At 70.7% G+C, this 25912-nt stretch carries 28 protein-coding genes; 20 read left to right on the top strand and 8 right to left on the bottom strand.

The window, feature by feature from the left end; all coding sequences use genetic code 11:
• The first annotated feature begins 17 nt into the window (after positions 1 to 17).
• From ACKUU6_RS31960 to ACKUU6_RS32045, 18 genes are all read left to right on the top strand, one after another.
• Complete coding sequence (locus ACKUU6_RS31960) at positions 18 to 1751, top strand: hypothetical protein (protein WP_407992413.1); 1734 nt, start codon at positions 18 to 20, stop codon at positions 1749 to 1751.
• A gap of 145 nt (positions 1752 to 1896) precedes the next feature.
• Entirely contained in the window at positions 1897 to 3270 is a 1374-nt protein-coding gene (locus ACKUU6_RS31965; protein ID WP_407992414.1) for a hypothetical protein, read from the top strand.
• 85 nt (positions 3271 to 3355) lie between these two features.
• Positions 3356 to 3736: a hypothetical protein gene (locus ACKUU6_RS31970; RefSeq protein ID WP_407992415.1), complete on the top strand. Its 381-nt coding sequence runs from the start codon at positions 3356 to 3358 to the stop codon at positions 3734 to 3736.
• Position 3737: 1 nt separating this feature from the next.
• A complete protein-coding gene (locus tag ACKUU6_RS31975; protein WP_407992416.1) occupies positions 3738 to 4415 on the top strand; it encodes a hypothetical protein in 678 nt (225 codons plus the stop codon).
• Position 4416: 1 nt separating this feature from the next.
• Entirely contained in the window at positions 4417 to 5133 is a 717-nt protein-coding gene (locus tag ACKUU6_RS31980) for an NUMOD3 domain-containing DNA-binding protein (RefSeq protein WP_407992417.1), read from the top strand.
• Positions 5130 to 5648, top strand: coding sequence for a hypothetical protein (locus ACKUU6_RS31985; RefSeq protein WP_407992418.1), 519 nt, complete (start codon positions 5130 to 5132; stop codon positions 5646 to 5648). Before ACKUU6_RS31980 ends, ACKUU6_RS31985 begins: the two co-directional genes overlap by 4 nt.
• A gap of 72 nt (positions 5649 to 5720) precedes the next feature.
• Complete coding sequence (locus ACKUU6_RS31990) at positions 5721 to 5936, top strand: hypothetical protein (protein ID WP_407992419.1); 216 nt, start codon at positions 5721 to 5723, stop codon at positions 5934 to 5936.
• Between the two features lie 3 nt (positions 5937 to 5939).
• Entirely contained in the window at positions 5940 to 7088 is a 1149-nt protein-coding gene (locus tag ACKUU6_RS31995; RefSeq protein ID WP_407992420.1) for a hypothetical protein, read from the top strand.
• A gap of 105 nt (positions 7089 to 7193) precedes the next feature.
• Positions 7194 to 7538, top strand: coding sequence for a hypothetical protein (locus tag ACKUU6_RS32000; RefSeq protein ID WP_407992421.1), 345 nt, complete (start codon positions 7194 to 7196; stop codon positions 7536 to 7538).
• A gap of 240 nt (positions 7539 to 7778) precedes the next feature.
• Positions 7779 to 8237: a hypothetical protein gene (locus tag ACKUU6_RS32005; protein ID WP_407992422.1), complete on the top strand. Its 459-nt coding sequence runs from the start codon at positions 7779 to 7781 to the stop codon at positions 8235 to 8237.
• A gap of 19 nt (positions 8238 to 8256) precedes the next feature.
• The gene (locus ACKUU6_RS32010) at positions 8257 to 12369 is read left to right on the top strand and encodes a phage tail tape measure protein (RefSeq protein ID WP_407992423.1); all 4113 of its coding nucleotides are present in this window, start codon (positions 8257 to 8259) and stop codon (positions 12367 to 12369) included.
• A 17-nt stretch (positions 12370 to 12386) separates the two neighbouring features.
• Complete coding sequence (locus ACKUU6_RS32015; protein WP_407992424.1) at positions 12387 to 15203, top strand: hypothetical protein; 2817 nt, start codon at positions 12387 to 12389, stop codon at positions 15201 to 15203.
• An 8-nt stretch (positions 15204 to 15211) separates the two neighbouring features.
• On the top strand, positions 15212 to 15745 hold the full coding sequence (locus tag ACKUU6_RS32020) for a hypothetical protein (RefSeq protein ID WP_407992425.1): 534 nt from the start codon (positions 15212 to 15214) through the stop codon (positions 15743 to 15745).
• Between the two features lie 11 nt (positions 15746 to 15756).
• Entirely contained in the window at positions 15757 to 16134 is a 378-nt protein-coding gene (locus ACKUU6_RS32025) for a hypothetical protein (RefSeq protein ID WP_407992426.1), read from the top strand.
• A 72-nt stretch (positions 16135 to 16206) separates the two neighbouring features.
• Positions 16207 to 17163: an N-acetylmuramoyl-L-alanine amidase gene (locus tag ACKUU6_RS32030; RefSeq protein WP_407992427.1), complete on the top strand. Its 957-nt coding sequence runs from the start codon at positions 16207 to 16209 to the stop codon at positions 17161 to 17163.
• Between the two features lies 1 nt (position 17164).
• Positions 17165 to 17536 carry a hypothetical protein gene (locus tag ACKUU6_RS32035; protein ID WP_407992428.1) on the top strand — a complete coding sequence of 124 codons (372 nt, stop codon included), beginning with the start codon at positions 17165 to 17167 and terminating at the stop codon, positions 17534 to 17536.
• Positions 17526 to 17843, top strand: coding sequence for a hypothetical protein (locus ACKUU6_RS32040; protein ID WP_407992429.1), 318 nt, complete (start codon positions 17526 to 17528; stop codon positions 17841 to 17843). Before ACKUU6_RS32035 ends, ACKUU6_RS32040 begins: the two co-directional genes overlap by 11 nt.
• A 180-nt stretch (positions 17844 to 18023) precedes the next feature.
• Positions 18024 to 18350: a hypothetical protein gene (locus ACKUU6_RS32045; protein ID WP_407992430.1), complete on the top strand. Its 327-nt coding sequence runs from the start codon at positions 18024 to 18026 to the stop codon at positions 18348 to 18350.
• An 86-nt stretch (positions 18351 to 18436) separates the two neighbouring features.
• On the opposite strand, the gene ACKUU6_RS32050 is transcribed toward ACKUU6_RS32045, so the two are convergent.
• On the bottom strand, positions 18437 to 19201 hold the full coding sequence (locus ACKUU6_RS32050) for a GntR family transcriptional regulator (protein WP_408649653.1): 765 nt from the start codon (positions 19199 to 19201) through the stop codon (positions 18437 to 18439).
• Between the two features lie 123 nt (positions 19202 to 19324).
• On the opposite strand from ACKUU6_RS32050, the gene ACKUU6_RS32055 reads away from it, so the two are divergent.
• On the top strand, positions 19325 to 19717 hold the full coding sequence (locus ACKUU6_RS32055) for an ATP-binding protein (RefSeq protein ID WP_407992432.1): 393 nt from the start codon (positions 19325 to 19327) through the stop codon (positions 19715 to 19717).
• 93 nt (positions 19718 to 19810) lie between these two features.
• On the opposite strand, the gene ACKUU6_RS32060 is transcribed toward ACKUU6_RS32055, so the two are convergent.
• The 3 genes from ACKUU6_RS32060 to ACKUU6_RS32070 all read right to left on the bottom strand — a co-directional run bounded on the left by ACKUU6_RS32060 (position 19811) and on the right by ACKUU6_RS32070 (position 21828).
• A complete protein-coding gene (locus ACKUU6_RS32060) occupies positions 19811 to 20842 on the bottom strand; it encodes a hypothetical protein (protein ID WP_407992433.1) in 1032 nt (343 codons plus the stop codon).
• A 108-nt stretch (positions 20843 to 20950) separates the two neighbouring features.
• Complete coding sequence (locus ACKUU6_RS32065; RefSeq protein ID WP_407992434.1) at positions 20951 to 21208, bottom strand: hypothetical protein; 258 nt, start codon at positions 21206 to 21208, stop codon at positions 20951 to 20953.
• An 11-nt stretch (positions 21209 to 21219) separates the two neighbouring features.
• Positions 21220 to 21828 (bottom strand): hypothetical protein, encoded by a 609-nt coding sequence (locus ACKUU6_RS32070; protein WP_407992435.1) that lies wholly within the window; start codon positions 21826 to 21828, stop codon positions 21220 to 21222.
• Positions 21829 to 21979: 151 nt separating this feature from the next.
• On the opposite strand from ACKUU6_RS32070, the gene ACKUU6_RS32075 reads away from it, so the two are divergent.
• The gene (locus ACKUU6_RS32075; RefSeq protein WP_407992436.1) at positions 21980 to 23284 is read left to right on the top strand and encodes a tyrosine-type recombinase/integrase; all 1305 of its coding nucleotides are present in this window, start codon (positions 21980 to 21982) and stop codon (positions 23282 to 23284) included.
• A 104-nt stretch (positions 23285 to 23388) separates the two neighbouring features.
• Here ACKUU6_RS32075 and ACKUU6_RS32080 read toward each other — a convergent pair whose 3' ends face one another.
• The 4 genes from ACKUU6_RS32080 to ACKUU6_RS32095 form a co-directional block, all read right to left on the bottom strand.
• Entirely contained in the window at positions 23389 to 23718 is a 330-nt protein-coding gene (locus tag ACKUU6_RS32080) for a hypothetical protein (protein ID WP_407992437.1), read from the bottom strand.
• Positions 23719 to 23914: 196 nt separating this feature from the next.
• The gene (locus ACKUU6_RS32085; RefSeq protein WP_407992438.1) at positions 23915 to 24757 is read right to left on the bottom strand and encodes a hypothetical protein; all 843 of its coding nucleotides are present in this window, start codon (positions 24755 to 24757) and stop codon (positions 23915 to 23917) included.
• 20 nt (positions 24758 to 24777) lie between these two features.
• Complete coding sequence (locus ACKUU6_RS32090; protein ID WP_407992439.1) at positions 24778 to 25305, bottom strand: hypothetical protein; 528 nt, start codon at positions 25303 to 25305, stop codon at positions 24778 to 24780.
• A 17-nt stretch (positions 25306 to 25322) separates the two neighbouring features.
• On the bottom strand, positions 25323 to 25838 hold the full coding sequence (locus tag ACKUU6_RS32095) for a hypothetical protein (protein WP_407992440.1): 516 nt from the start codon (positions 25836 to 25838) through the stop codon (positions 25323 to 25325).
• Positions 25839 to 25912: the final 74 nt, after the last annotated feature.

A 25912-nucleotide genomic window follows, 5' to 3' on the forward strand; every position in this document is an offset into this window, starting at 1 on the left:
ACCCCAGGAGGACCAGCGTGGCCATCCTCGCCACCGTGTCCGGGACCGCGATCCGGCCCGGCGTCAGCCGCAACAACCGTCGCTACACCGCCGAAGCGATCGGCCGGGCCGTCGAGCGTGCCCAGCAGCGCATCGCCAAGGGCGACATGCCGCTCACCACCCTCACCCACCACGAGGCGGGCGACGACTCCACCCGCATCGTCGGGCGGATCTCCTCCATCACCCAGGAGGCCGACGGCTCCGCCAGCTACACCGCAGAGATCGCCGACACGGCGGCCGGCCGCGACATCCTCGCCCTCGTCTCCGGCCCGAAGCCGGTCCTCAAGGGCGTCTCCATCCGCGGCGCCTGGCTCGGCAAGGTCCGCCGCGAGCAGGGCCCCGACGGCAACGCCGTGGAGACCGCCGACGATCTCGAGCTGGACGGCCTGGACTACACCCGCAAGCCCGGAGTCCTCGGCGCGCAGATCGACAGCGTGGAGCTGGTCGGCGCCACGCCCCGCGAGTCCGACGGCTCCCAGCGGGTCCTCATCGCCGAGTCCGCCCCGGAGGCGACCGTGACCATCACCGAAGCCGACACCGAGCCCGCCCCGGCGTACGCGGATCCCGGCTACCAGGGCGACAAACAGAAGCGCTACGACGTCGGCACCAAGGCCGGCGCCATCGCCGCCTGGGCGCAGCTCCGCGAGTCCGACACCGCCCGCCGCTACACCTCCGCCCAGCTCAAGCGGATCAACGAGCGCGTCCGCAAGGCCCTGCGCGGGCACGGCGTCAACGTCGTCGCGCAGGAGGGCTGGCTCGTCGACGCGCCGCAGAGCGTGTCCGAGGCCCTCAGCGAGTGCTGGGACATGGCCGGCCCGGGCGGCAGCCTGTACGTGTCGCTGACGAACGGACCCACCACCGTCACCGTGTCCTCCAGTCTCCTGGACCCGCACGATCTGGACGCGGTCGGCCGCGCGGCGATGGCCGGCGCCTGCCAAGCCATCCTCGGCATCGACCCCGACCTGGACGCCGACGTCGACGTGCCCGAAGCCCGCGAGACCATCCTGTCCGATCGGGAACTTGAGGAGCGCATGCTCCGCCTCGGCATGCGCAGCTCTCAGAACTACAAGCCCGTCGAACTGGCCGTGGAGTCCGCCACCGCCGAGACCGGCAGCATTCCGGAGGAAGCGCCGGAGACGGCCACCGCCGGTGAGCCCACGCCCGCCCTTGAGACCTCGACGGCCGACCCGGCCGCCGATCCCGCCACAGAAGAGGAGCCCGCCATGGCGGAGTCCATCACCCCGGCCGCCGACACCGCGGCGGCACCCGCTACCGGCGGGATCCACCTGACCGACGACCAGTTCGCGCAGCTGCTGGCCCGCATGGCGCCCGTCGCCGCGCCGGTCGAGGCCGCCCCGGCCGTTGCGGCCCCGGTCGCCGAGACCGCCGCCCCGGCCCCCGCCGAGGTACCGGCCACCGCTGCGGCCCCGGTGACCGAGTCCGACGAGGACCGCATCAACCGCCTCGTCGCCGAAGGCATCAAGGCCGCGCTGCCCGCCGCCATCCAGGAGTCCGTCGAGCGTGGCGGTGGCCCCGCCCGCAAGGGCCTCGTCGAGACCACTGCGCCCGCCGATGCCGCCACGGCCGTCTCGGGCCTTCCCGAGGGCTGGCCGCAGAAGCCGCTGCACAAGTACACGGACGAGGAGTTCCGCACCCACGTCTCCTCGAGCACCGCGAACTTCGTCCTCGGCGGCCGCGGCAGCCAGGACTGACCCGCCCCGGGCCGAACAGCCCGGCCCCCCGCACGTCACCGACCGCCAGCCTCACAACTGGTGCCACCCGGCAGTGATGGTCACCCGCCCCGCCCCCTGAGCGGGGCTTTTGTCATTCCACCTCCTGCCAGGAAGGCACACCGCCATGACCACTCCCGAGCTCCGCGAAGCACTCACCGCCGCCGGCGCCAGCCCGCTCGTCCCCACGATCGTTGACCCCGCGCTGCTGGAGTACCAGCGCCGCTACGCGCCGCTGGTGCGGGCCATCCCGTCCATGAAGTGGGACAGCAACGTGTACTACTTCAACCAGCGGACCGCCCGGGCGGCCGGTGGGTTCGTCTCCGACGGCGGCGCCCGCCCCGTCACCAACAGCACCTACGCGCAGCTCAGCTACACCATCCGCAACCTGCAGTCCGTCGGTGCCGTCACCGGCTACGCGCAGGCCGTCACCCGCGGCCTCGCCGGGGACCTCAAGGCCCAGGAGGTCGAGGGCTCCATCCAGGGCCTGTACTGGGACATCGAGAACGCCCTGCTGTGGGGCAACGAGGGCTCCACCATGAACGGCGGCTACCCGCAGTTCAGCGGCCTCGACACCCTCGTCTCCACCTTCTCCGGCGGCACCCAGAACGCCCTGGACGCGGCGAACGGCTCCCTGAGCCTGGGCTACCTCGACAAGCTGATCGACATGGCGGAGCAGCAGGCCGCCATGAAGATCAACGGCCCGCAGTGGATGTTCGTCATGTCGAGCACCGCCGAGTCGCGGATCTCCCAGCTCGCCATCGCCAACCAGCGCTACCTGTCCGCATCCGAGGTCGCGGCCGGCCTCAACGTGCAGTCCTACCGGGGCATCCCGATGGTGACGTCCAGCTTCCTGTCGGCGCGCTCCTACGGCATGGGCACCGTCACCACCGCCACCGCCACCACCGGCGGCACCCTCGCCGCGGCCACGTACTACTACCAGATCGCGCCGGTCATCGCCCGACAGGGCGAGATCCTCCCCAGCGTCGAGGTCTCCCAGACCACCACCGGCGCCACCTCCACCGTCACCCTGTCCTTCTCCACCCCGGGCGGGCTGGACGGCGCGCAGCCGAACCTCTACAAGGTGTTCCGGTCCACCGCGACGGGCACCGAGACCTTCTTGGGCTACGTCGACGCCACCGTGGGGATCGCCGCCGACGGCGTCACCCCGATCCTCACCACCAGCATCGTCGACGACGGCGCCAAGCTGACCCCGAAGAACGGCTCCACCGTTCCGGCGGTCGTCGCGGCGGCCTACGTCGGCACCAACGCCGGGATGAAGCCGCAGGCGGCGGGCTCCGAGAACATCTACCTCATCGCCCGCGACCCGCAGTTCCTGTGCCGCCCGTACGTTCGGGAGCTCACCCCGCTTGACGTGTACCCGACCACGGCGGCGCCCGACCAGCTCCCGTACGCCATCGTCTCCGACACCACGCTCGCGGTGCGGGCGCCCAAGTACCTGGCGCGACTCAGCCGGGTCTCCTCGTCCCTGTCCAGCTGACCTGCCGCCGGGCCGTGCCCCCTTCACCGGGTGCGGCCCGGCACCCCCGTCCACCACGCCCCTCCACGGCCCCTCTGGAGACACGATGCCCCACGTCCGCAAGCTCGCCGCCGGATCCGACTCCCATGGCCACGTCTGGGAGTACGACGGCGCCGTCGTCGAGATGCCCCACGAGCAGGCCGAGGAACTCCTCGCCATCCCCGACGGCGGCTTCACCCTCGCCGACGGTCCCGAGGAGGCGCAGCCCGTCGGTGACGACGGCGCGCCGATCCTGCCGCCCGTCGAGCAGACCCCCCACCCGGCGGCCGACCCCGAGGCGCAGGACAGTGGCGACGCCGACGGCGCCCAAGAGCAGCCTTCCGCCGAGAGCACCGCCGCGCCGGCCAGCGACAGCGACCCGGCTCCGGCCGAGAAGCCCGCCCCGAAGGCGACCGCCCGCAGCCGCAAGACCATCACCGAGGCCTGACATGACGGCGGACACCCCGATCCCGCTGGCCAGCTCAGCCGACATGCAGTCCGGGGCGTTCGCCGACCTCGTCCGCGCCTACCAGCCGGACTACCTCGACACCGTCATGCTCGAGGCCACCCGGCTGTGTGAGGACTACTGCGAGCGGCGCCTCGCCCCGTTCACCAACCTGCCCGAGACCCACCGGGCGCAGGGCATCGACCCCGACGAGCTGACCGGCATCACCGGCATGCCGATGAGCCTGCAGGGCACCCTCGGCACCTCCTACGCCAACGCCCTCAGCGGCAGCGGCGCCGGCACGATGGTCCGCCACGTCTGGCTGAACGAGTTCGCGCCCCGCTACCCCGACCTGTGGACGTACAGCGACCTGTCCGTGCAGATCGTCCTCTCCCAGGGCGGCCTGACCAGCCTGCCCGGCACCCAGCTGATCGGCGCCGAGCCGGACTCCGGGCACGTCTGGTTCCAGCTCGGCACACTGCTGCCGCCGGGCTCCCTCATCCGCTGCCTCTACTCCGGCGGCTACACCACCGTCCCCGCGTCGCTGAGCCGCGGCGCGAAATACATGGCCGCCTCGATCATCGCCACCGAGATCGACCCGATGCGCCGCGGCGAAGGCCACGACCCGGACGCCCTGCGCGCCCAGGCGGAGGAAGTCCTCGCCCCGTACGCGCGGACCTGACATGGCGTACGGCACCCCGGCAGCGCAGACCACCCAGAAGAAGCGCCGCACCCTCACCGCTGCGGCGAAGAAGAAGATCTCGGCGAGGCAGACCGGCAAGAAGCATCCGCACAAGGGGCACGCCACCACCGCGTCCGCGAAGGCGAAGATCTCGGCGGCATTGAAGGGCCGCAAGCACGGGCCGGTCAGCGCCGCCACCCGCGCCAAGCTCTCCGCAGCGCTTCGCGGCAAGAAGCGCGGGCCCTTGTCGGCCGCCGCGAGGGCGAAGTTGTCAGCTGCCCTGCGGGGCAAGAAGCGCGGCCCGATGTCGGCTGAGGCGAAGGCCAAGCTGTCGTCGAAGCTCAAGGGCCGCAAGATGTCCGCCGACGCGCGCGCCAAGCTGTCTGCCCGGATGAAGGGCAAGAAGCGCGGCCCGATGTCGGCGGCCACCCGGGCGAGGCTGGCGTCCAAGCTCAAGGGCAAGAAACGCGGGCCCATGTCCGCTGCCGCCCGGGCGAAGATGTCCGCCCGGATGAAGGGCAAGAAGCGGCCGCACCACGCGAACCGGTCGCCCGGGCGCCGACGCCAGGTCAGCGCCGCCACCCGCGCCAAGCTCTCCGTCCGCCTCACCGGCCGCCACCATCCCGGCCACCGCCGCGGACACCGCAAGGTCCTCCGTGGCCGGCGCCACCACTACCGCACCGTCATCCGAACCCGCAGCAGCAGGAGGCGCCGATGACCACCGCGATCGCCGCTGCCCCCGACCTCGAGGCCGCCTGGCTGTCCGCGTCCGGCGACGGCTTGCCCGCCCTCCTCAAGAAGGACGGCGGCCCGTGGGACGTCATCCAGGCGTACATGCCGCGCACCCCCCACCAGCAGCAGACACAGATATACGTCCTGCGCCGCAAGGTCGTCACCCGCCGCCTGTCCCAGCAGCGCCGCATCACCACCCACCACATCGTCCTCGCCCTCGTGTGGCCCATCGGGCAGGGAACCACCGCCGAGTACATCGCCGAGACCGAGCAGCGCGCCTTCGACGCCGCCATCGACCTGCTCGTCACCCGCATCGAGGCCTACGTCGACGACAAGACACACGGCGGCCGGTTCCTGTCCGTGGGGGAGGCCGACGGCAACGAAGGCACCGAGCGCGCCCACATCGAGGTCGACATTTCCGACCCGGCCGAGACCGTCCCCGGCGGCTACCTGATCGCGAACGTGTCCTACCTCGCGGACAGCCCCGACCGAACCGCCTGACGCCCTCTCACCCCCCGACCGCCTGTGACCCGTCCGTCCCGGGCGGGATCCAACCCATGCCCGGAGGACCGCGTGCTGCAGCGCAATCCCCACCCCTACGCGCTGGACGTGCCGGCCATCCCGGCGACCGTCCAGGGCGGCGACACCGTCGAGCACCCCGTCCTGATCGCCGGCTTCGTCCCCGTCGACGACCCGGGGCCCGACCCGGAACCGGAGGCGGCCGCCCCGCCGAAGACCACCAAGCCCAAGCGCCCGGCCGCCGCCGGCGACGACACCCCGGAGGTGTGAGCCATGACCCAGCTCTCCAAGCTCGCCACGCTCGGCCTCGCCAAGGAGACCGTCGCCGGTACCTACGTCGCGCCGACCGTCGGCATCCCCTTCATGTCCGCGAACTTCGAGGACAAGGTCGAGCCGATCCGTGACGAGTCGTGGCGCGGCAACGACACCGTGCTGCAGGGCCTGTACGCCGGACCGATCAACGCCGAGTGGGACCTGGAGGTCATGGCCTACCCCGACCTCGTCGGCCACTTCCTGCGCGGCACCATCGGCCCCGACACCGTCACCGCCGCCATCTCCACCACCCTCTCCTCCTCCACCATCGTCGGCGCCACCAGCATCTCCGTGGCCGCGTCGATCCCCGCCGGGACCACGATCCGCATCGACACCGCCGCCAACGTCGAGTACGCCACCACCGGCACTCCCACCGGCGCCGGCCCGTACACCATCCCGATCGTCACCCCCGCCGGCGGCCTGACCATCGCCCACACCTCGAGCGTCGCCGTGGTCACCACCACCAAGCACACCTTCAAGCAGGACCCCACCGTCGCCATCCCCAGCTACTCGCTGACGGTCTACGACACCACCCGCACTCTCGGCTACGCCGGACTGAAGTGGACGGATCTCGCGGTCAAGATCGACCCGAAGGGTGCTCTCACCTTCGCACCCAAGGGACTCTCCTTCCCCGGCGCCGTCCAGTCCCTGGCCGCCGAGACCTACAGCACCTACACCCCGCTGCTCGGCTGGGCCTGGACCACCACGCAGAACGCGGTGGCCTCCACCCGCGGCCTGACCCTCGACCTGTCCATCAAGCGCGCCGGTGAGGCGATCTCCTCCAGCGACGGCACCCAGGCCCCCCGCGAGATCTTCGTCGGTGCCCTCGAGGCGGACGGCACGTACAAGGCGATCTTCGAGAACCAGACCGACATGGACACGTTCATCAACTACAGCCAGCTGCCGCTGGTCGCCACCATCGCCCAGCCCCTCGCCGCCGGCGGCCAGTCCCTCGTCCTGACGATGACCAAGTCCGGCTTCACCAGCGGCAAGCGCGACCTCGGGTCCAACTACGTCCAGGCCAGCTTCGGCATCTCCGGCATCTACAACGCCACCGACGGCGGCGCCGTCAGCGCGGTCCTCAACAACTTCCAGACCGCCGCCTACTGACCGGCCGCCGCCCGGCCCACACACTCCCGTGCCGCACGCCGCTCAGGGCGTCGGCGCGCGGCACGGGACACCCCCTCAACGCCCTGAACGCCCAAGGAGACCCGCATGTCCGGTTACGCCGGCCGCCTCATCACCCTCGACTTCCCCGAGCTCACCGAAGAGGGCGGCGCGCCGGTGCGCGTCGTCATCCGCAACCCCAAGACCCTGCCGTGGCACGAGCTGATCGCGCCGGACACCACCGAGGAAGGCGCCGTCGGCACCCTCAAGGCCTCGTACGAGGTCATCGCCCGGGTCGTCACCGCGTGGACCGTCTACGACGCGACCAGCAACGACGAGCAGCAGCCGCTCCTGGGCCTGCCCGCCACCCCGGAGCTCGTCGCCAAGCTCCCGCGCCCGATCACCGAGCGGATCATCGACCTGCTGAACGGGGTCGAGCGCGCGGGAGCCTAGGGCCGGACGACCCGTACCTCACCGATGTCCTCTGGCCCGCCGAGTCCATCTACGACGGCACGTGGTCATCCGGCCCCCCACCCGACGAACTCTGCGACTTCGAGCTGATGCACGAGTTCGGGTGGACCTGGGACGAGCTCCAGGCCACCCCCGCCTACGTCCGCGCCTTCACCTGGGACCTGCTGTGCGCCAAGCGCAACGCCCAGGCCAACGCCAACCGCTGACCGGGGAGGGGGCACGATGCCCGAGCTCACCCCGGCGGCTCTGCGGATGATCCTCGCGAAGATCGAACGCGGCGCCCGGTCCGGGACCCGCACCGGCCTGGTCGGCGTCGCCAAGCTGATCGCCGACCAGGCCAAGACCAACGCCTCCAGCGGCAGCCACGCCTACGGCACGCCCACCCCGGCCCGTCCCGGGTCCGGGCCCGCGCAGATCTCCGGCACCCTCAAGTCCTCCATCACCAGCACCACGCCCGGTCCCACCGGTGTCGGCTGGGAGATCCGGGTCGGTCTCGCGCCCGGGAAGTCCCCGCCCTACCGCAAGGGCCGCGGCGCCACCTCCTCGAAGTACGGCTCCTACCTCGAGAACGGCTTGAAGAACGGCACCAAGTTCCCGTTCCTCAAGCCCGCCACCAACCTCGTCCACATCCAGGCCGACGTGGCCTTCCGCAAGGCATTCCAGACCGTGAAGTGGTCCTGACGCGCAGGGGGTGGTCGCCGTGGGCGAGGTAGCCGACCTCTGGATCACCGTGCGGGGCATCACCGCCCCACTGTCGGAGTCCCTCCTCAAGGCCGGCCTCGACGCCGACCGCCTGACCGTCCAGCTGAAGCGGATGGACGAGCAGGCGACGCGCGCCGCAGTGCGGCTCACCGCAGTCGGCGCCGAGGCACGGGCGGCCGGAGCCGGTCTGGGTGTCGCCGCGGCGGAGGCCCGGGCCGCCGGCACCGCGATGGAGAGCTCCGCCGCGCAGACCGGCCTCATGGGCAGCAAGCTGCTCGGCCTCGGGCCGGTCATCGAGAAGGTCGCCAAGTGGGGCACCCTCGGCCTCGTCGGCGTTGGCGTCGTCGCCACCGACATGGCCATGCACTTCGAGACGGCCATGGTGCGCCTGCGGACCTCCGCAGGTGAGACCGGCGACGTCATCGACGGGCACCTCACCGGGAACCTCGCGCTGGTCTCCGAAGGCGTGAAGAAGGTCGCCGTCGACACCGGCACCAGCGTCGAGCAGCTCAGCGCGGCCATGTACCGCATCGAGTCGGCGGGCTTCCACGGCGCCGAGGGCCTGAAAATCCTCAAGGCCGCCGCCGAGGGCGCGCGCGCCGAAGGCGCGGACCTCGACACCGTCGCCAACACCCTCGACTCGACGATGAACGCGTTCGGATTCTCCACCGACCACGTCAACTCTGTCATGAACGCGATGGTCGCGACGGTCGCCAACGGCAAGGCCAACATGCAGGAGCTCTCCGCAGCCCTGTCGACGGTCTCCCCGGTCGCCTCCGCGGCAGGCCTGTCCCTGCAGGAGATGCTCGGCTCCGTCGCGCAGATGACCTCCGAAGGCGTCACGGCACGCCAGGCCACCCAGAACCTCTCCTTCACCATCCGGTCCCTCCAGGCGCCTTCCAACGTCGCCCGCATCGCCATGGCGTCCATCGGCGTCGATGCCACCGACCTCGCCCAGCACCTCGGCGAACGCGGCCTCACCGGCTCCTTCGGAATCCTGAACAAGGCCATCACCGACCACATGGGCAAAGACGGCCTCATCGTCGTCGACACCATGAACAAGTCCAAGGCCGCCGCGCAGTCCGCGCAGGTCATGCTCGCGGCGATGCCGCCGACGGTCCGCTCCCTCGCCCAGGCCTACCTGGAGGGCACGACCAGCCTCGGCGCGTACAAGAAGGCCGTCAAGGACCTCCCCAGCGACCAGGCCAACCTCGCCCTGCAGTTCAAGAGCACCGCCGACATGGCCAACGGCTTCGACCGGGCCGTCGCCAACGGCACCGGCCCGTTCAAGACCTACGCCGACGTGATGAAGCGCGCGGCCGGCGGAGCCGTCGGCCTCAACACCGCACTGCAGCTGACCGGCATCCACGCCGACGCATGGGCCGACAAGGTCCACAAAATCGGCACCGCCGCCGAGGACGACTCCAAGCACGTCGAAGGATTCGCGCAGGTCCAGCAGACCCTCGCCTACAAGCTCTCCCGCGTGAAGGAGGTCGCCGAGACCACCGCCATCACCTTCGGCCAGGTCCTCCTCCCGCACGTCATCACCGCCCTCGACGGCATCGTCGCCGCCGGAAAGCCCGTCGTCGCCGGCCTCATCGCCGGATGGGACCTCTACGGCCCCGCCGTCAAGGCCAAGGTCGGCGCCGCCGCCAAGGGCATCATCCACATCGCCGAGGACACCTTCGCCCCCCTCAAGGGGCCCCTCATCCACGGCGCCGTCCACGGCATCGACCTCCTCGTCGCCTCCTACCGCTCCCTCGAGAAGGTCGCCCGCAGCAGCGCGAAGTTCGTCGACCCCCTCAAGGACGCCCTCCACGACCTGACGACGTCCGTCGCCTCGAACGCCGGCGCCGTCGGTGTCGCCGTCGACCGCGTCAAGGCCGGCGTCGGCCTCCTCGGCAACGCCGGGGCCGTCCTCGGCCCGCTCGCCTCCGCCGTCGGCCTCGTCGCGCACGCCTTCTCCGACCTGCCCGGCGCCGTCCAGCTGTCCGTCCTCGCCATGATCGCCCTGCGGCCGTTCCGCCCGCAGATCCAGGCCATGCAGGACAGCGTCATCGGCTTCGGACGCTCCGCCGTCAGCTCGTTCAACGGCATCCGCGGCGCCATCGAGACGCAGCAGATGATGGCGGCCCGCGCCGGCGTGGAGATGGGCCGCTTCGGTGCGTCATTCGCCGCTATTGAGGCGCGCGTCCCCGTGATCGGCGCCATGGGCGCAAGCTTCCGCACCACCTCCGGCAGCATCCAGGAGGCCGGCGGCAGTCTCGTCGGGTTCCGCTCCAACATCGGCGGCGTCGCCTCGGCGCTCGGCACCGGCGCCCGCGCCGGACTCGTCGGCGCCCTGCGCGGCGTCTACACCCTCCTCGGCGGCGGCTTCGGCATCGTCCTCGCCGGCGCGATGATCGGCCTCGACCACCTCGCCAAGAAGCACGCCGAGGCCGCCGCCGCCACCCAGGCCCACCAGGCCCGCATCTCCAGCCTCACCGATGCTCTCCAGCAGAGCAACGGCGTCATCAACCAGTCCGTGCGCGCCGTCGCCGTCCAGACCCTCGCCGACCTCAAGCTCAAGGACACCAAGACCGGCCTGCTGGACATCATGCACAAGGCCGGCGTGACGACCAGCGAGGTCACCGACGCCTACCTCGGCATGGGTGCCGGTGCCGACACCGTCACCGCCAAGCTGCGCGCTCTCGCAAATCAGCACACCGAAACCTTCGCCGACGCAAGTGGAAGCGTCTCCGAGGTCATGACCCAGGAGGGCAAGCAGTTCCTCGAGGCGGCCGACTCCATCGGCAAGTACGCGGGTGAGATGCCGGCCGCCGTCGCCCGACAGAAGGACCTCGCCGCAGCCGTCGCCGGAACCGGAGCGGCGGCCGCCGACGCCAACAGCCCCACCGGGCGTCTCAAGGGCGTCATCGCCACCCTCGCCAGCTCCACCGCCGACGCCGACGCAAAGACCCGCGCCCTCCACCAGGCCCTCACCCTTCTCAACGGCGGCGAAATCGAGGTCCAAGCCGCCGCAGCCCAAGCCAACGCCGCCATCATCGACCTCAACGCGACCTGGAAGGAGAGCATCGACCAGTCCAAGGGATTCGGCACAGCCCTCCTGACCACCAGCGGCGCCCTCAACACCACCACCGAGAACGGCCAGTCGCTCTTCAACAAGCTGCAGACCCTCACCGCGCAGACCGTCACCGCCGCCGAGTCCGCCTACGACTTCGCCCGGGCCAACGGCGTGGGCGTCGCCGAGGCACTCAAGACGGCCGAAGGCGCCATGCAGTCCTCCTGGGACGCAGCCGTCACCACCGGCGAGAAATTCGGCCTGACCGCCGACCAGGCCAACAATCTCGCCGCACAGATGGGCCTGATCCCCAGCAACCTGGCGATCACCCTCGCGGTCAAGGACCTCAACCCCACCCAGCAGGCCATGCTCTATGTCCAGGGCCTCGCCGACCACCTCAAAGAAGGGGCGTCGATCAAGGTCAACGCCCTGACCGACGAAGCGAAAGCCGCCCTGACGGCAGTCGGCGTCAAGGTCACCACCCTGCCGAACAAGCAGGTCGAAATCACCGTCCCCACCGCCGAAGTCATGGCCCAGATCAACCAGATCATCGCCAAGGGCATCCCCGACAAGTCCTTCACCATCCGCTACTACACCATCGGCGACGGCACCTACTCCGGCTCCTCCGCCGGACGCTTCGCCGACGGCGGCATCGTCCCGCGCTTCGCCGACGGCGGCGTCCTCCACGCCGCAGACGGCATGACCGTCCCCGGCTACGCACCGCGCCGCGACAGCGTCCTCGCGATGCTCTCCCCCGGAGAAGGCGTCCTCGTCCCCGAGGCAGTCCGCGCGATCGGCGGCGCCGCCAGCATCAACGCCATCAACCGCTCCGCCCGCAACGGCACCCGGAGCATGGCCGCCAGCACACCGTCCCTCGCCGCCCGCACCCTCGCCAAAAGCGGCCCCGCCAACCCGGCCACCACACCCAACCTCACCGTCATCGTCCACGGCTCCGTCCTGTCCGAACGGGAGCTCGGCGACATCGTCGAGGAGCGCATGCTCCGCATCGGCATGCGCAGCACCCAGAGCTACGCCCCTTACCGGCGGTAACAGAGAGGACCGGCCCGATGGCACTGAACACCAACTGGCCGGTCCTCGAGTACGCCTGGTCGCCGGCCTCGGCCGGCGCGAACGGCGGCCTGGTCCCCGGCGGCCCCCTGGTGGACGTCTCCACCTACACCCGCAGTCGAGCAACGGTCCAGCGAGGCCGCCAGTACGAAACGGACCAGGTCCGCTCCGGCGAGTACTCCCACACCTGGGACAACCGAGGCGGCCAGTTCGACCCGTCGAACTCCGCCGGCCCCTGGTACGGGAGCGTCGTTCCGTACCAGCCGTTCCGCATCCGCGCCCAGTGGCCACCCACCGCCAACCTGCTCACCCAACTGCAGGCCACCGGCGGCGACCTGGGCGGCTACCCCACCGGGTCGTTCCCCCAGACCGCCGGCTGGGAATCGGGCACCGACGTCACGGGCGGCATCACCACGACCTCCGGCACCGCCTGGCAGGGCACCCGGGTCTTCCAGTTCCGCGTCCCGAACCTCAGCCCGAATCACTCCCCGATCGCCGCCACCCGGCAGCCCCCCGTAACGCCGGGCACCACCTACACGCTGCAGGTCCGCGTCCGCAACATCACACCCAGCACCACCCTCACCGTGAACGCCCAGATCACCTGGTCCACCCTCGCCGGCTTCACCACCCCCACCCGCAGCAGCACCCAGGTCCTCACCGGCAGCGCCAGCGCAGCGTGGACAACGATCACGCTCACCGCGACCGCACCCGCGAACGCGACCGGATGCTACTTCGGGGTCGAGACCGGCGCCGCCACCACGGCCCTCACCGACATGCAGCTCGACGGCTGCCAGTGGGAACGCGGCAGCACCGCGACGACGTGGACGGCACCCGGCGTCTGGTACCCGCTGTACGGCGGCTTCGTCGAGAGATACCCAGCTGCCTGGAGCCACAGCGGGACGTACGGGACCGTCACCCCGACCGCCACCGACGCGTTCTCGATGCTGTCCCAGATCGACCTGAAAGGCGTGTTCGACGAGGAGCTCGCCAGAGCGACACCCCGGTTCGTCCTGCCCTTGTCCGACCCGTCGGACAGCGACCGGTTCGCGGACTCCACCGGCACGATCCCCCCGGCAGTCCTGGCGGTCTCCAAGTACGGCCCGGGCACCATCACCGCAGGAACCCAGGTCACCTCCGCCAGCCCCACCGGCGGCTTCATCGGATCCACCGGCACCGTCATCACCGTCGCCAACCCCAACCCCGGCAGCATCACCAACCAGCCCGCCACATTCATCTCACTCGGGTCCGCCGGAGTCCTCGGCCCCGCCAACCCGGCCTCCTGGGCCCGCATGATCGCCTTCCGATGCACGAGCGGAACCCCGGCCAACGCCTCGATCATCTGGTCCGCGTTCGACAGCCAGCACACCAGCGTGCCAATCGGGTCCGGCATCACCCTCGGCATCGACAACTCCGGGCACGCCTACTTCAACCTCTCCGGACCCACCTCCGGAACCGTCAGCCTCACTCTCACCTCCATGGCCGTCGCCGACAGCAACTGGCACCTGGCGATCTTCGGCTACGACAACGCCAACATGTACCTCACCATCGACGGCGTCTCCGTCACCAGCGCCGTAGGCACCGGCTACGCGCCCACCGGAATCATCGGCGACAACATCGGCACCTACGTCGACCCGACCATCGGCGACGGCACCAGCCTCAACTTCCAGGGCGACCTCGCACTCGCGGCCGAGTTCCCCGCCGTCCCCGGCACCACCAGGACGGCCACCATGTACGCGGCCTGGCGCAACGCCTTCACCGGCGACTCCGCCAACGCCCGCTACCAGCGGATCCTCGACTACGCCGGCTACACCGGCGCGGTCGCCATCGACACCGCGCTCACCACCAGCATGGGACCAGCCCTCATCGCCGGCCAGGACGCCCTGTCCGCACTGCAGGGCGTCGTGGACACCGAGAACGGCGAGCACTTCGTTGCCCGCGACGGCACCATGACCTTCCGCTCGCGAAGCGCACGCTACAACGCCATCACGCCCGCCTTCACCTTCGGCGAGAACACGGCGACAGGGGAGTGGCCCTACGAGGACATCAAGCTGGACTACGACCCCACCCGGGTCGCGAACCTGGTCCAGGTCACCCAGGCCAGCACCAGCCAGGTCCTGACCGCGGCTGACAGTGGCTCACAGACGAAATACTTCCGGCGCCCGCTCACCCGCACCGTCAACTCCTCCTCGACCAACGAGTGCCAGGACGCGGCGAACTACCTGCTGAGCAGGTTCAAGACGCCGGCGCAGCGCGTCTCCGGGATCAGGCTGCACCCCTCCGCGATGCCCGCCCTGTGGCCGGTCTGCCTGTCCCTCGAGCTCGGTACCCGGGTGCGGGTCGTCCGGCGGCCTCCAGCAGCCACCGCGATCACCCTCGACTGCTTCGTCGAGTCCATCGACTGGGAGTTCACCGAAAAGGGCGATGCCACGTGCACGCTCCAGCTTTCCCCGGCCGACATCAGCCCGTACGGCGTCTTCGCCGCGTTCCACACCCAGCTCAACGCCACCATCTCCTCCGGCGTGACGAGCATCGTCATCAAGGCCGGAGCCGACAACCAGAACCCGGCGGCCGCCCAACTGCCCGTCAACGGACAGCTGATCCTCGGCCTCGGCACCGCCAACCAGGAGACCGTCACCATCGCCTCCGTCGGCACGACCACCGCCGGATGGACCACCGCCACCATCACCCTCGCCGCGGCCACCACCAAGGCGCACACCGCCCTCGACGTGGTGTGCGAACTCCTCCCGGCCGGTATCACCGACGCCACCACCTGGGACAACTCCGCGAAATTCGACTCCAAGGTCTTCGCCTACTAGGAGATGCCGTGACCAACCTGCCCGTCCCGGTCTGGGCCACGGCCGTCGTCCCCGGCGGATTCGACACCGCCGCGCTGATGAACACCGTCGGCAACAACGGGACCTTCCTCACCAACCGCCCCCACTTCCAGGGCTACCAGGCATCCGCGCAGTCCATCCCCGCCACGACCCTGACCGCCATCGCCATCGACACCACCGCCGTGGACACCTACGGCGGCCACTCCAACGTCACCAACAACTCCCGGTACACCGTGCAGACCGGCGGCGCCGGCTGGTACCGGGTCACGGTCAGCCTCGGCTTCGTCGTATCCGGCACCGGCAGCCGCCTCATCGAGATCCACAAGAACGGCGTCGCCCCCAAGATGAGCCAGAACGGCACCGACTGCAACGGCGTCGCCATCGGCGCCGCCATCCAGTGCACGGTCTACGTCCAGCTCGCCGTCGGCGACTACGTAGAGGGCTTCGCCTACCAGACCACCGCTGGCGCCCTCAACACCTCCCCGACCCAGACCGGCATGACCGTCGTCTGGGAACACGCCTGATCGGAGCCCCCGTGACCGACACACGAATCTGCCCAGTCGCGGGCTGCGGCACCGACCCGGTCGTCCAGTGGCGCCGACGCCCCACCGACGCCGAACTCGGCACGGTCCTCGCCCGCGCCGCCACGCTCAGCACCGATGGCGAGCCGGAGCAGCCCGCCGGCCTCGCGCCGCCGCCCACTGCGGCCACCACCGTCGTCGCCGTTCAGGCCTGCGGCCGGCACGCCATCGGCATGGACCTCGCCGCCCGCATCCACTCCGCCAACTGCACCGCCCCCGACCCGGAACACCTGCCCGGCTGCGGATGCACCCCCGAACCGCTCCCCGCGCAGACCCCACCGTCCACCCAGGACACCATCGAGCTCACCACCGGGTGGACACTCCCCGCCTGACACCTAGTCAGCAAGCAACCACCTCAGCCCCGCGCCGACCCGGCCGGGGCTTTGTCACGCCCTGGAGGCACCATGGCCCGCACCGGCCCGCAGAAAATCCCCGGTGCCCGGTTCGACCTGTTCTTCGGCGACGGCCGCTACAGCGGCTCCGACATGGAGGTCAACTGCGGCGTCATCCACACCACCGAGGGCCCCACCCTCTACGACTACAACAGCGGTGGCGTCGCACCGACGGTCACCGCAGTACCGGACTTCGACACCCAACAGCTCGTCTGGCACCAGCACTTCGACGTCGACGAATCCGCGCGCGCCCTCGTCAACGCGCCCGGCGGAGTCCAGACAAACCTCGCCAACACCTTCCAGATCGAGCTGGTCGGCACATGCGACCCGGCGACCCACGCACAGTGGACGCGCCAGGGCGTGCAGCACATCTACTGGCCGGAGCCGCCCGCCTGGGCCGTGCGGGACCTGGCATGGCTGATGCGCTGGCTGTCCGACCAGCACGGCATCCCACTGACCGGCGTCGCCGAGTGGCTGCCGTACCCCGCTTCGTACGGGGCCAGCCGGGTCCGGATGACCTTCGACCAGTGGCGGAGCTTCACCGGCTGGTGCGGCCACCAGCACGTCCCCGAGAACGACCACGGCGACCCTGGCTCACTGCCGGCCGCCCACATCCTCGCCGTCGCCCGAGGCGAGGCCACCACGCCCACCGAGGAGGACCCTCTCATGGCATTCACCGAGGCCGACCTGCGCCGCTTCATCCGCGAGGAGGCATCCGGCATCGACGTCCGGGACTCCATCGCCAACGCGATGTTCTGGTGGCTGACGCACGCTATCAACGGCACGGTGCCCGAGGGCGCCGGCGCTGGCTGGGCGGGTCTGCTCGGCACGGTCGGCAAGGCACTCACATCCCTGCCCGACGACGCCAAGCAGACGCTTCGCGAGGCCATCGCCACCGAGCTCGCCGACGGCATCAAGCTCACCGTCACCGCCCCGTCCGCGAACACCAGCGCTCCGAAGGGGAGCTGACATGCCTCGCATCTTCGGCAGAGAGCCCGCCTTCTTGCTCGCCGTCGTCGCGGCGGTCGTCAACGGGCTGCCCGCCTTCGGGGTCAACCTGACGTCCGGCCAGCAGGCCGGCGTCAACGCGGCGGCCGCCACCGTCGTCGCGGTCGCCATCGCAGTCATCGTCCACGACGGCCTGGGTGCCGCGCTCCTCGGCGCGATCCAGGCGTTCGGATCGCTGGTGATCGGCTTCGGCTTCCACTGGTCCACCGACCAGCAGGCCGCCGTCATGCTGGTCGCCACTGCCGTCGTCGCGATGTGGACCCGCACCCAGGTCACCGCCCGCGTCGAAGCGAAGACGCCGCCACCGCTGACCCCGGCGGTCGATGTTGGATGAGCTGGCCGGCCTCGGCGCGATCCAGGGCGGCGCCGTGGGGTTAGTCGCCCTGATAGTCCTCATGGTGCTGCGCGGCCTGCTCGTCCCCCGCCGGATCTACGACGACATGCGCGAGGAACGCGACACCTGGCGGGCCGCCCACGCAGCATCGGAGGAGGCCCGCCACGTGGCCCAGGACCAGGCGGGCGAACTGCTCGAACTGTCCCGGACGGCAATCCCTCTGCTGCGGGCGCTGCCGAACCCTCAGCCCCCCACCGAGGGGGTGCAGCATGCTCCGGTGGATCAGGGCCTGGCGTCGCAGACGTAGGGGCGTACCGACGCGGGGCCAGCAGGCCGCATCGTCCGCACTGCACAGGGCGGAGTGCGCCCGGGACGCGGGGCACGAGCGGGCTCCGCTGGTGTCCGAGGCGGCGGCCGAGCTGAGGGCGGCACGCCGGGAGAACCACTTCGCCGAGAGAATCAGGCTGACGCTGGAGGGAGGGCGCTGATGGACGCAGCCCAGCTGGCCAACCTCGCAGGGAGCGCGCTGCTCCTACTCACGGCCGTCGTCGCCGCTGTCGTCTACTGCGCCAAGGCCGACTGGTGGCGGTCGGCGTGGGGCTGGAACGTCATGATCGTTACGGTGTCGATCGGCCTTCTCGGGCTGTACACCCTAGTGGTCACCCTGATCTGGCCCGCCGGGCCGGTAACGGCCGCCCTCCGGGTGGCCCGCACCGTGCTGCAGGTGATCCTGTCGGCGGCGCTGGTGCAGCGCACCCACCTGATGCTGGAGGCGCAGGCGCGCAGCCGCCAGCCGGACCCCTCGAAGAAGTAGCGCGGCCCACCACAGTCGAACTGGAGTGTGAGCCACCGCCGTTGCCCCGCCCTGGCCACCCGGCCGGGACGGGGCGGCTTCGGCGTTTACAGCACCTGGTACAGCAGGGCCCCGCGGTCACCGCGCACAACAGTGCGCTCCACATGGATCGGCTGACCGGCAGTGTCCGTATAGGTGCGGGTGACCTCGAGGGCCGGCGCCCCCGCGCCGCCACCCAGCAGTTCCCCCTCGGCCGCCGTGGATGGCCGGGCGATGACCCGGTCGCTCGCCCGCTGCACCTGGACCCCGATCGCGGCCATCCGCTCGACGACACCCTGACCGGCCAGCGGGCCGTCGTCGGGCAGGACGATGGCGGTGCCCCCGACGACACCGTACGGCTCGAACGTCGTGGTCAGCCGGACCATCACACCAGCCGACAGCACCTGATACTCCGTCATCATGACCCGCTCGCCCGGCTCGACCCGCAGCAGGTGGGCCAAAGCCCGGTCGGCCGTGATGGTCTGGCTGTGACACGACCAGTCGGCGAACGCGGTCTGCGGCCGGCCCTGCTCCCGTATCCCGACCGCGACCGGCTGCCCGGCCGCGTCCGGGCCGACACGCACCAGCTCGTGCCGAGTGACCTGCCGACGGACATAGACCCCGGCCCCCGGATGGGTCTCGATGATGCCCTCACCGATGAGGATCCGCCGGGCGGACTGCATCACGCTGTCGGTGACGCCGTACTCCCGGCACAGCGCGCGGTGGCTGGGGAGTTTCTCCCCTGGCACCCACTCCCGGCCGTCCACGATGCGGCGGCGCAGGTCAGCGGCGATCTCCACATAGCGAGAGGTGGATGGTCGCGCGATCGCCATGAACGTCCTTCCGGAACACGGGTGGTGCCGTTGGACAGCGTCGCAACTGCTGCGCAACACTGCAATGTGTTGCACAACGCTTCACGCACAGTGAGGCCCTGAGTTGGCAGGTCGGGAGAGCGAGTGGACCACAGCGACCGCGGGGCTCACCTAGAGCTGGCCAGCGGCCCCGAAGCACCTCGCCAGGGAAGAGAGTTCACCCGCCTGTGGCTCGCACTCCATCACCCCAAGCCCCCACCGGCGACGATCGACGACATCATCCTCGTCACCTCCGAACTGGTGACCAACGCAGTCCGGCACGGAGGCGAGCGCATCACCCTGCGCCTGCACCAGCAGGAGGCCGGCTGCCGCGTCGAGGTCCACGACTCCGGGACCAATACGCTGGGTCCGACCCCGGGCTGCTGCACCGACGATGCGGAGAACGGCCGCGGCCTTGCGATCGTCTCCGAGCTCTCCATCCTCGGCCAGTCGCGCAACGGCGGCGGCACGACCGCCTGGGCCGACCTCACCTGGTGAAGAATATGTGAATACTTGGACGTCTCATGTCCAAGTAATACATGCGCCAAGATCATCACGTCATCCTCGAGCGCGGGCCCGCCCCTCCGCACCTCAGTCGCCACGCTCCCCACCTGCCCGCCCACGCTTCTTCGCACCTAGCTGCACCCTCCTGGGATTGGCGGCGCCTCCCCGGGCCAGGCGGTGGACGGTCGTGGGCACGGGCCAGCCCTGCTGCCCGAGATGAGTCTCATTGAGCCAGCGCAGCCACGCGGAGCAGCCGCGGCCCAGGCCAGCGGCAGTGATGCGCACGCCGGGTGGGATCTGACGCTCGGTGCCGTCGCTGTAGCCCACGGCGGAGGCGTGGTGAAGGGTGATGAACAGGGCCTGGTTGGCGGCGTGGTCCGGGCCGGCCTCCAGGTGCTCGGTCACCACCTGACGCCTGACGGGCAGCCAGAGCCTGAGGGCGGCACGGGTGTGAGCGGAGAGAGCGAAGCGCTGGCGGACCGCCGCGGTGCGGCCGGGCGGGTTCACGAGCAGCTCGACGGAGCTGTGCCGCGGGGTCAGGTCGGGCAGGTTGATCCCGACGAGGCCCTCGGGCGGGACGCCGGTGTCCCAGAACAGCTCGACGGCCATCAGCGTCCGCAGGCGGTAGGGCTCTCGTTCCGGGTCCACCGCGTCGCACAGGGCCCGGCGCAGGACAAGGTGGCCGTCCTCGTCGAGCGCGGTCTGGGTGTGCTTGGACCAGGGGCGCAGGCCGCGCTGCTCCCACCAGTACGGTGGTAGGCCGGCGGCGCGGTTGAGGTCGGCCAGGCCGTCCATGACGGCTCGTTGGCTGGCGGCGGTGAGCGGACGGCCGATGTGGTTCACGCGGTAGATGCCGGTCTTGGCCCGGGCCAGGAGGCTGTCCTCGTACTGCGGGTACGTCTCGGTGTCCGGGTGGCCGACAGTGTCGGGCGCCAGCAGCGCGGCCAGGGAGCGCCGTTGCTCGGGGGTGCAGTCGGCCGCAGCCTTACGCAGCAGCGAGGTGACCGAGCTGAGCCGGTCACCTCGCGACGCAGAGGTGTTGATGTCGGGGTCGGCCTTGGCTCGCCGCTCCAGTGCGGCGAGTTCGGCCAGCAGGGCGTCCGGGACCTTGGTCGTCATGACGGCAGGGTACGGCGCGGCCCCGCTGGTGGGCGAGAATGCTGGTGGGCCCTCCGCACTTGCACTGCGGAGGGCCCACCAGGTGAGCGGTCGCTACGGCCGCTCGGGTCATCCTCGGTGTGGTGGCCGGTTGGACGGGTGGGGCCGGCAGCCGTCCTGAATGGCAGCCAGCCCATGGAAGGCTCCGCTCGCCCCATTCTCGTATCTGCTACGCGCGGTCTCCCAGTTGGTGATGAGGTCGTCGGCACCTCGGGGTGTGATGCCTCCGTCGGCTGCCTCTACGAGTGCGGCGACGGCCTGCTCGCGGTCGATCTCTCCCGCTGCGACTGCCCGACCGTAGGTCTCGATGGTGTCGACGAGTGCCATGTCGGAGGTCCTCACTGCTCGTTGGTGCGGCGGTAGATGGCGGCGGTTCCGTCGGTTTTGACAATCAGGCCGGTGGCGGCGATGCGTCGCAGGACCGCCCGGGCGCGCTTGGCGTCGACGATGTGGCCCTCGCGGCGGAGGGCCTGGATCGCGCGGGCCGGGTCCCAGGTGCCGCCTTCGGAGTCGATCACTTCGGCAAGGGCGCTCTGGTGGGTGGTGTCCACGATGGCTTCCTCGAAGACCTCGATCAGGTCGTCGGGGATGCGGTAGCCGACGACCTGGCCGAAGCCGGGGCCCTGGGGCTGGATGGGGGAGCGCATGCCGTCGGGCCACCAGCCCTTGCGAAAGCCGCGCTCCAGGGCGGAGTTGAGGGGCCCGCTGTGGCCGCGCAGGCTCTTGCCGTCCTCGCGGAGGAGGTCTGCGGAGACGAAGCCGTTGTGGAGTACGGCTTCGCGGAGGATTCGTTGGGCTCGGGGAGGGAGGGAGTTCCAGTAGAGGCTGGCGCGGTCGGGGGTCCAGGTGGCGTCGGTCTGGATCTCGACGTAGGCGGCGTGGTCGGCGAGGAGGCTGAGGAGCTGTTCGTGGAACTCGGGGGTGGGGTCTTCGATGATCAGTTTCACGGGCGGCCCTTACGAAAGACGCGGATAGACGATGGATAGACGTTAGCGCGCTGACGGCCCGTCAGTCCACCTCTATCTGACATCTGTTAAACCGTCGGTCCAACACCCGGACTGGTGGCGGATAACTTGAATTATCCGCTACCTTTGATTCATGACGGTCCATCAGCTCCAGCCGCTCCCGGATCAACCGAGCCCCACCGACGGCAGCCCGGTCCGGTCCGCCACCGGCGCTGCTCCCGCGCTGCCGTCAAGCTCCCTCGCCGAGACCGTCTTCCGGAAGCTGCTCGAAGACCTCGGGCGGGTGCAGACCGGCCGCATCGGCCAGGAACGCTTCTACACCGCCCGCGCCGAGCTCCTCGCCCAGGTCGTCACCCACGCCACCTGGGTGCTGGTGATGGACTGGATCGCCTCCACCCGGCGCAGCTCGAAGAACACGAAGCAGAACTACGTCGACGACATCCGGATGTGGGCCGCGTACGCCGCCGAGATCGGCCACGAGAAGTTCTTCGTCGGCTGCCTGAACGCCGACGACGTCCGGGCCTGGCGGGTGCGCGAGGAGACGAAGGTGTCCTCCACCGGCAAGCCCCGCTCACCGCGCACCATCGTCCGGCGGCTGCGCTCCCTGTCCTCCCTGCACAACTACGCGGCCGCGAAGGACAAGCAGCTGCCGCTGAACCCCGTCACCGAGGACGACCTGCCACACATCCCGCGCGGCCACGGCTCGCACTCCACCCCCGTCATCGAGAAGAGGGACGTCCAGGCGCTGATGCGCCACGCCCAGGACGAGCTGGACGAGATCGTGGTCGAGGGCCTGTACGTCTTCGCCGGCCGCGTGGACGAGCTGTGCGCCGCCGACGTCACCGACCAGCACAACCGGGGCCGGCGCCTGCTGCTCGACCTCACCCGCAAGGGCGACGAGGACAAGATGCTCGCCGTCCCCACGAGCCTGGCCGAGAAGCTCGACCGGGCGACCGCCGGACGCACCGAGGGGCCGCTGCTGCTCGCCCGCGACGGCACCCGGCTCGACCCGAGCGACGTCGACCGGCTCCTGACCCGGCTCGGCCACCAGGCCCGCATCCTCACCTGCCCCGACACCGACCGGCCCCCGGCCGAGGGCCAGCAGCGCCACGCCTTCAGCCGGTGCCGCCGATGCCGGGACGTCACCGCCCACATCCTCCGCGCCTCCCGTATCACCCACATGCTGGACGACGGCGAACCGCTCGAGGAGGTCCAGGCGTACGCCAACCACAAGGACCCGAAGACCACCATCGCCTACCGCGAACGCCGCCAGGCCGGGAAGCGCGACGCCGTCCTCGCCGACAAGGGCGCCGCCGTCCTCGCCGACGTCCGGCCCTCCTGGCGGCCCAACCCGGACGAGACCCCCGTCGAAGGGACCGAGCTGGTGGAAGTACGCCACGCGCGCCAGAACCCGGGCCAGCTGGCCATGCCGCTGTAGCCATCAGGCCCCTCGGCCTCAGCCGAGAAGCTGAGCCACGAGCGGACCGGCCTCGGCGTTGAGGCGGTCCACGAGAAGGCGCACCGTGTCCTTGGCCTGCCGGATCAGCTCGGGGCCGGAGGCGGCGGTGGGAGTGAGCAGCGGCCACTCGGTTTCACGTAGGCGGCGTAGCGGGAGCCGTTGCGACTGTCGGCGTACTCGGTGTCGTACCTCTCGTCGATGCCGACGATGGTGGTGGGAGACCAGGCGATGGACATGCGGGTGCCTCCGGGGGCGGTGGTGTGGGTGGCCGGAGCCTGGGCGGGCTCAACGACATGGCCGGCGGCCGCGGCGAGATCGGCGCGCAGCAGTGCGGTGTACCGGACGTCAGGGTTGGCCTGCTGCGCTGCTCGGGCGCGCTTGGCGGAGGTGCTGGGATTCTTCTTCGGTGACACGGTGCTCAGTCCTCGGCGGGGTGCCCACGCTCTTCCGCCGGACGATCGGCACGGTGTGAAGAGGGTCCTTCGGCACGGGAACCCTGGAGTCCCTTGGTCGAACGGCGCCCTGGCATCCCCGGCGTGGGCGGGGATCGGGCAGCGACGAGCGGCAGTGCGTGTCCAGCCAAGGGCAGCATACCGGCCGCCCCGAGTCTCAGCGGCGCCAGACGTTGACCTTCTCGGTGGCCAGCAGCGGCGCACCGTCGGGGCCCTTCACGTACGCGGGGATCCACTGGCGGCGCCGCAGCGCCCGGTCCGGGCCGTGGGCCTGGTCGCGCCAGTGCCCGGTGACGACCCAGCGGTGCCGGTAGCGGCGCCCGGCCGGGTCCGCGCCTTCCTCCTCGCGGTAGTCGGGGACGTAGGCGCGGCGCAGGTCGACGATGGTGACGCCGGGCAGGGGCTGCTGCCGCCGGGCGTAGGCCCGGGCAGTGCTCTTGTCCGCCGGTGCCGGGCGTCGGTCGACAAGCGTGACCTGCTGCATGAGGGCCCATGCGGCGGCAAGGGTGGTGGCCACCATGGTGGGAATGCCGGGGTCGAGGTCGGCGAAGGCGACCGGCTCAGGGGTGATCGGCAGGGTGTGGCTGCGCAGGGGAACGAGCGGGGGGACCGCGTCCTCCTCCAACGTGCCGAGCTGGCTGATCTCGGCGGCGAGGCGGGTCCGGGAGAGGTACAGGCCGATGCCGAGCGCGCCGTCCTCGGCGCCCCACGAGATCGCCTCGACCGGAATCTGCACCCCACCGGAGTCGAAGGACCCGATCCCGCCGTCGAAGACGATGAGGCCGGACGGGCTCGGCCGGTCCGCGCTCGCCCACCGGGCCGCGGCGAGCTGGTCGCCGGCGGCCACGGCCAGCGCCGTCATGTCCGGTGCGACCCAGAAGAGTTCGGCGGCCCGCAGGCGGCTGGCCTCCGCATCCAGGCCCGGCTGGTTGTCGGTGCCGGTGTCGGCGCGCAGTGGCGCGGTGGGATCGGTGAGGTGCTGCAGCAGCTGGTCGCGCATGCGGGGCAGCGCGGACGGCCTCACCCCGCGTCCTTGAGGTCGGTGCGGGTGCCCTGTCCGGGACGGGTGGCGCGGGCGTAGACGATCTCGGTCTTGCTGTACAGCGACTGACCCCCGCGGCCGGGCTCGCGGCTGACGGCCTGAACACCCCAGCGGGAAAGCGTCTTGCGGGCGGACCCGGTGCTGGACGCTCCGATGTGGGCCGCGACCTGGTCCAGGCCCCACGTCTCGTCGGCGAGTTCGACCTCGACGACGTAGGAGGTGCCGACGGCCTCCCACGTTCCGGTGACCACCCAGCCGGCAGCGTCGAGCATCTGCTCGGCCTCACGGATGGCGTCGTCGACGTTCCCGTCGCGGGCGTCGACTCCCGTGATGCCGTAGAAGACCGGGGCGCCGGTGGAGCTGTACTCGGGCTTCTCGACCTCGAAGCCGTTCCCGTCGTAGTCGATGACGGTGGTGATGTCGTCGGCGAGGACGGTGACGTCGCAGTTGTCCTGGTCGAGGCAGGAGCGGTCGTCGACGAGCCAGGCGGTGAAGTGCGTGTTCATGGTGGTGTCCTTCGGGTTCAGAGGGCGGCGATGGCGGCGCGGACTCCGGTGACGACCGCGTCCCACACGTCCTGGGGGGTGGCGACGCGGCTGGTGGCATAGCCGAAGCGGCAGTGGAGCTCGCCGTCCGCGGCGTCGAACCACACCTTGTCGATGGAGCCGAGGAGCTTGCCGGCCTGGCTGTTGGAGATGTTCTCGCCCTGCCAGGAGGCGGAGGAGATGTTGCCAGTGCCGTAGCGGGAAATGGCCAGGCCAGCGAGGTCGGCCCAGTCGTTGAGGTAGACGCGGTCCATGCCGTTGCGCTGCCAGCGGTTGCCGCCGATGGCGGTCATCGTGTCGGCGGTGAAGGCGATGGTGGCCGGGCGGCGGCGCAGGAGGGCGGGGAGCTTGATGCGGTAGGCGAGGGAGGCGGTGTCGACGATCCAGCGGCCGGCCTGCTTGACTGCGGCGACGACACCGGTGCGGCACCAGATGCGGATGGTGGCTGCGGTGACGCCTGCCTGGTGGGCTGCTGCGGCGGTGATGGCGGTCATCGTGGGCTCCCTCTCTCGATGAACCCAACTATGCCTCACTGTGAGGCGAAGTGCAAGCCTCTCTTTGGCTCTCA

Origin of the sequence: Kitasatospora sp. CMC57, from assembly GCF_045866025.2 — a bacterium.
In the GTDB taxonomy this organism is placed as follows: Bacteria; Actinomycetota; Actinomycetes; order Streptomycetales; family Streptomycetaceae; genus Kitasatospora.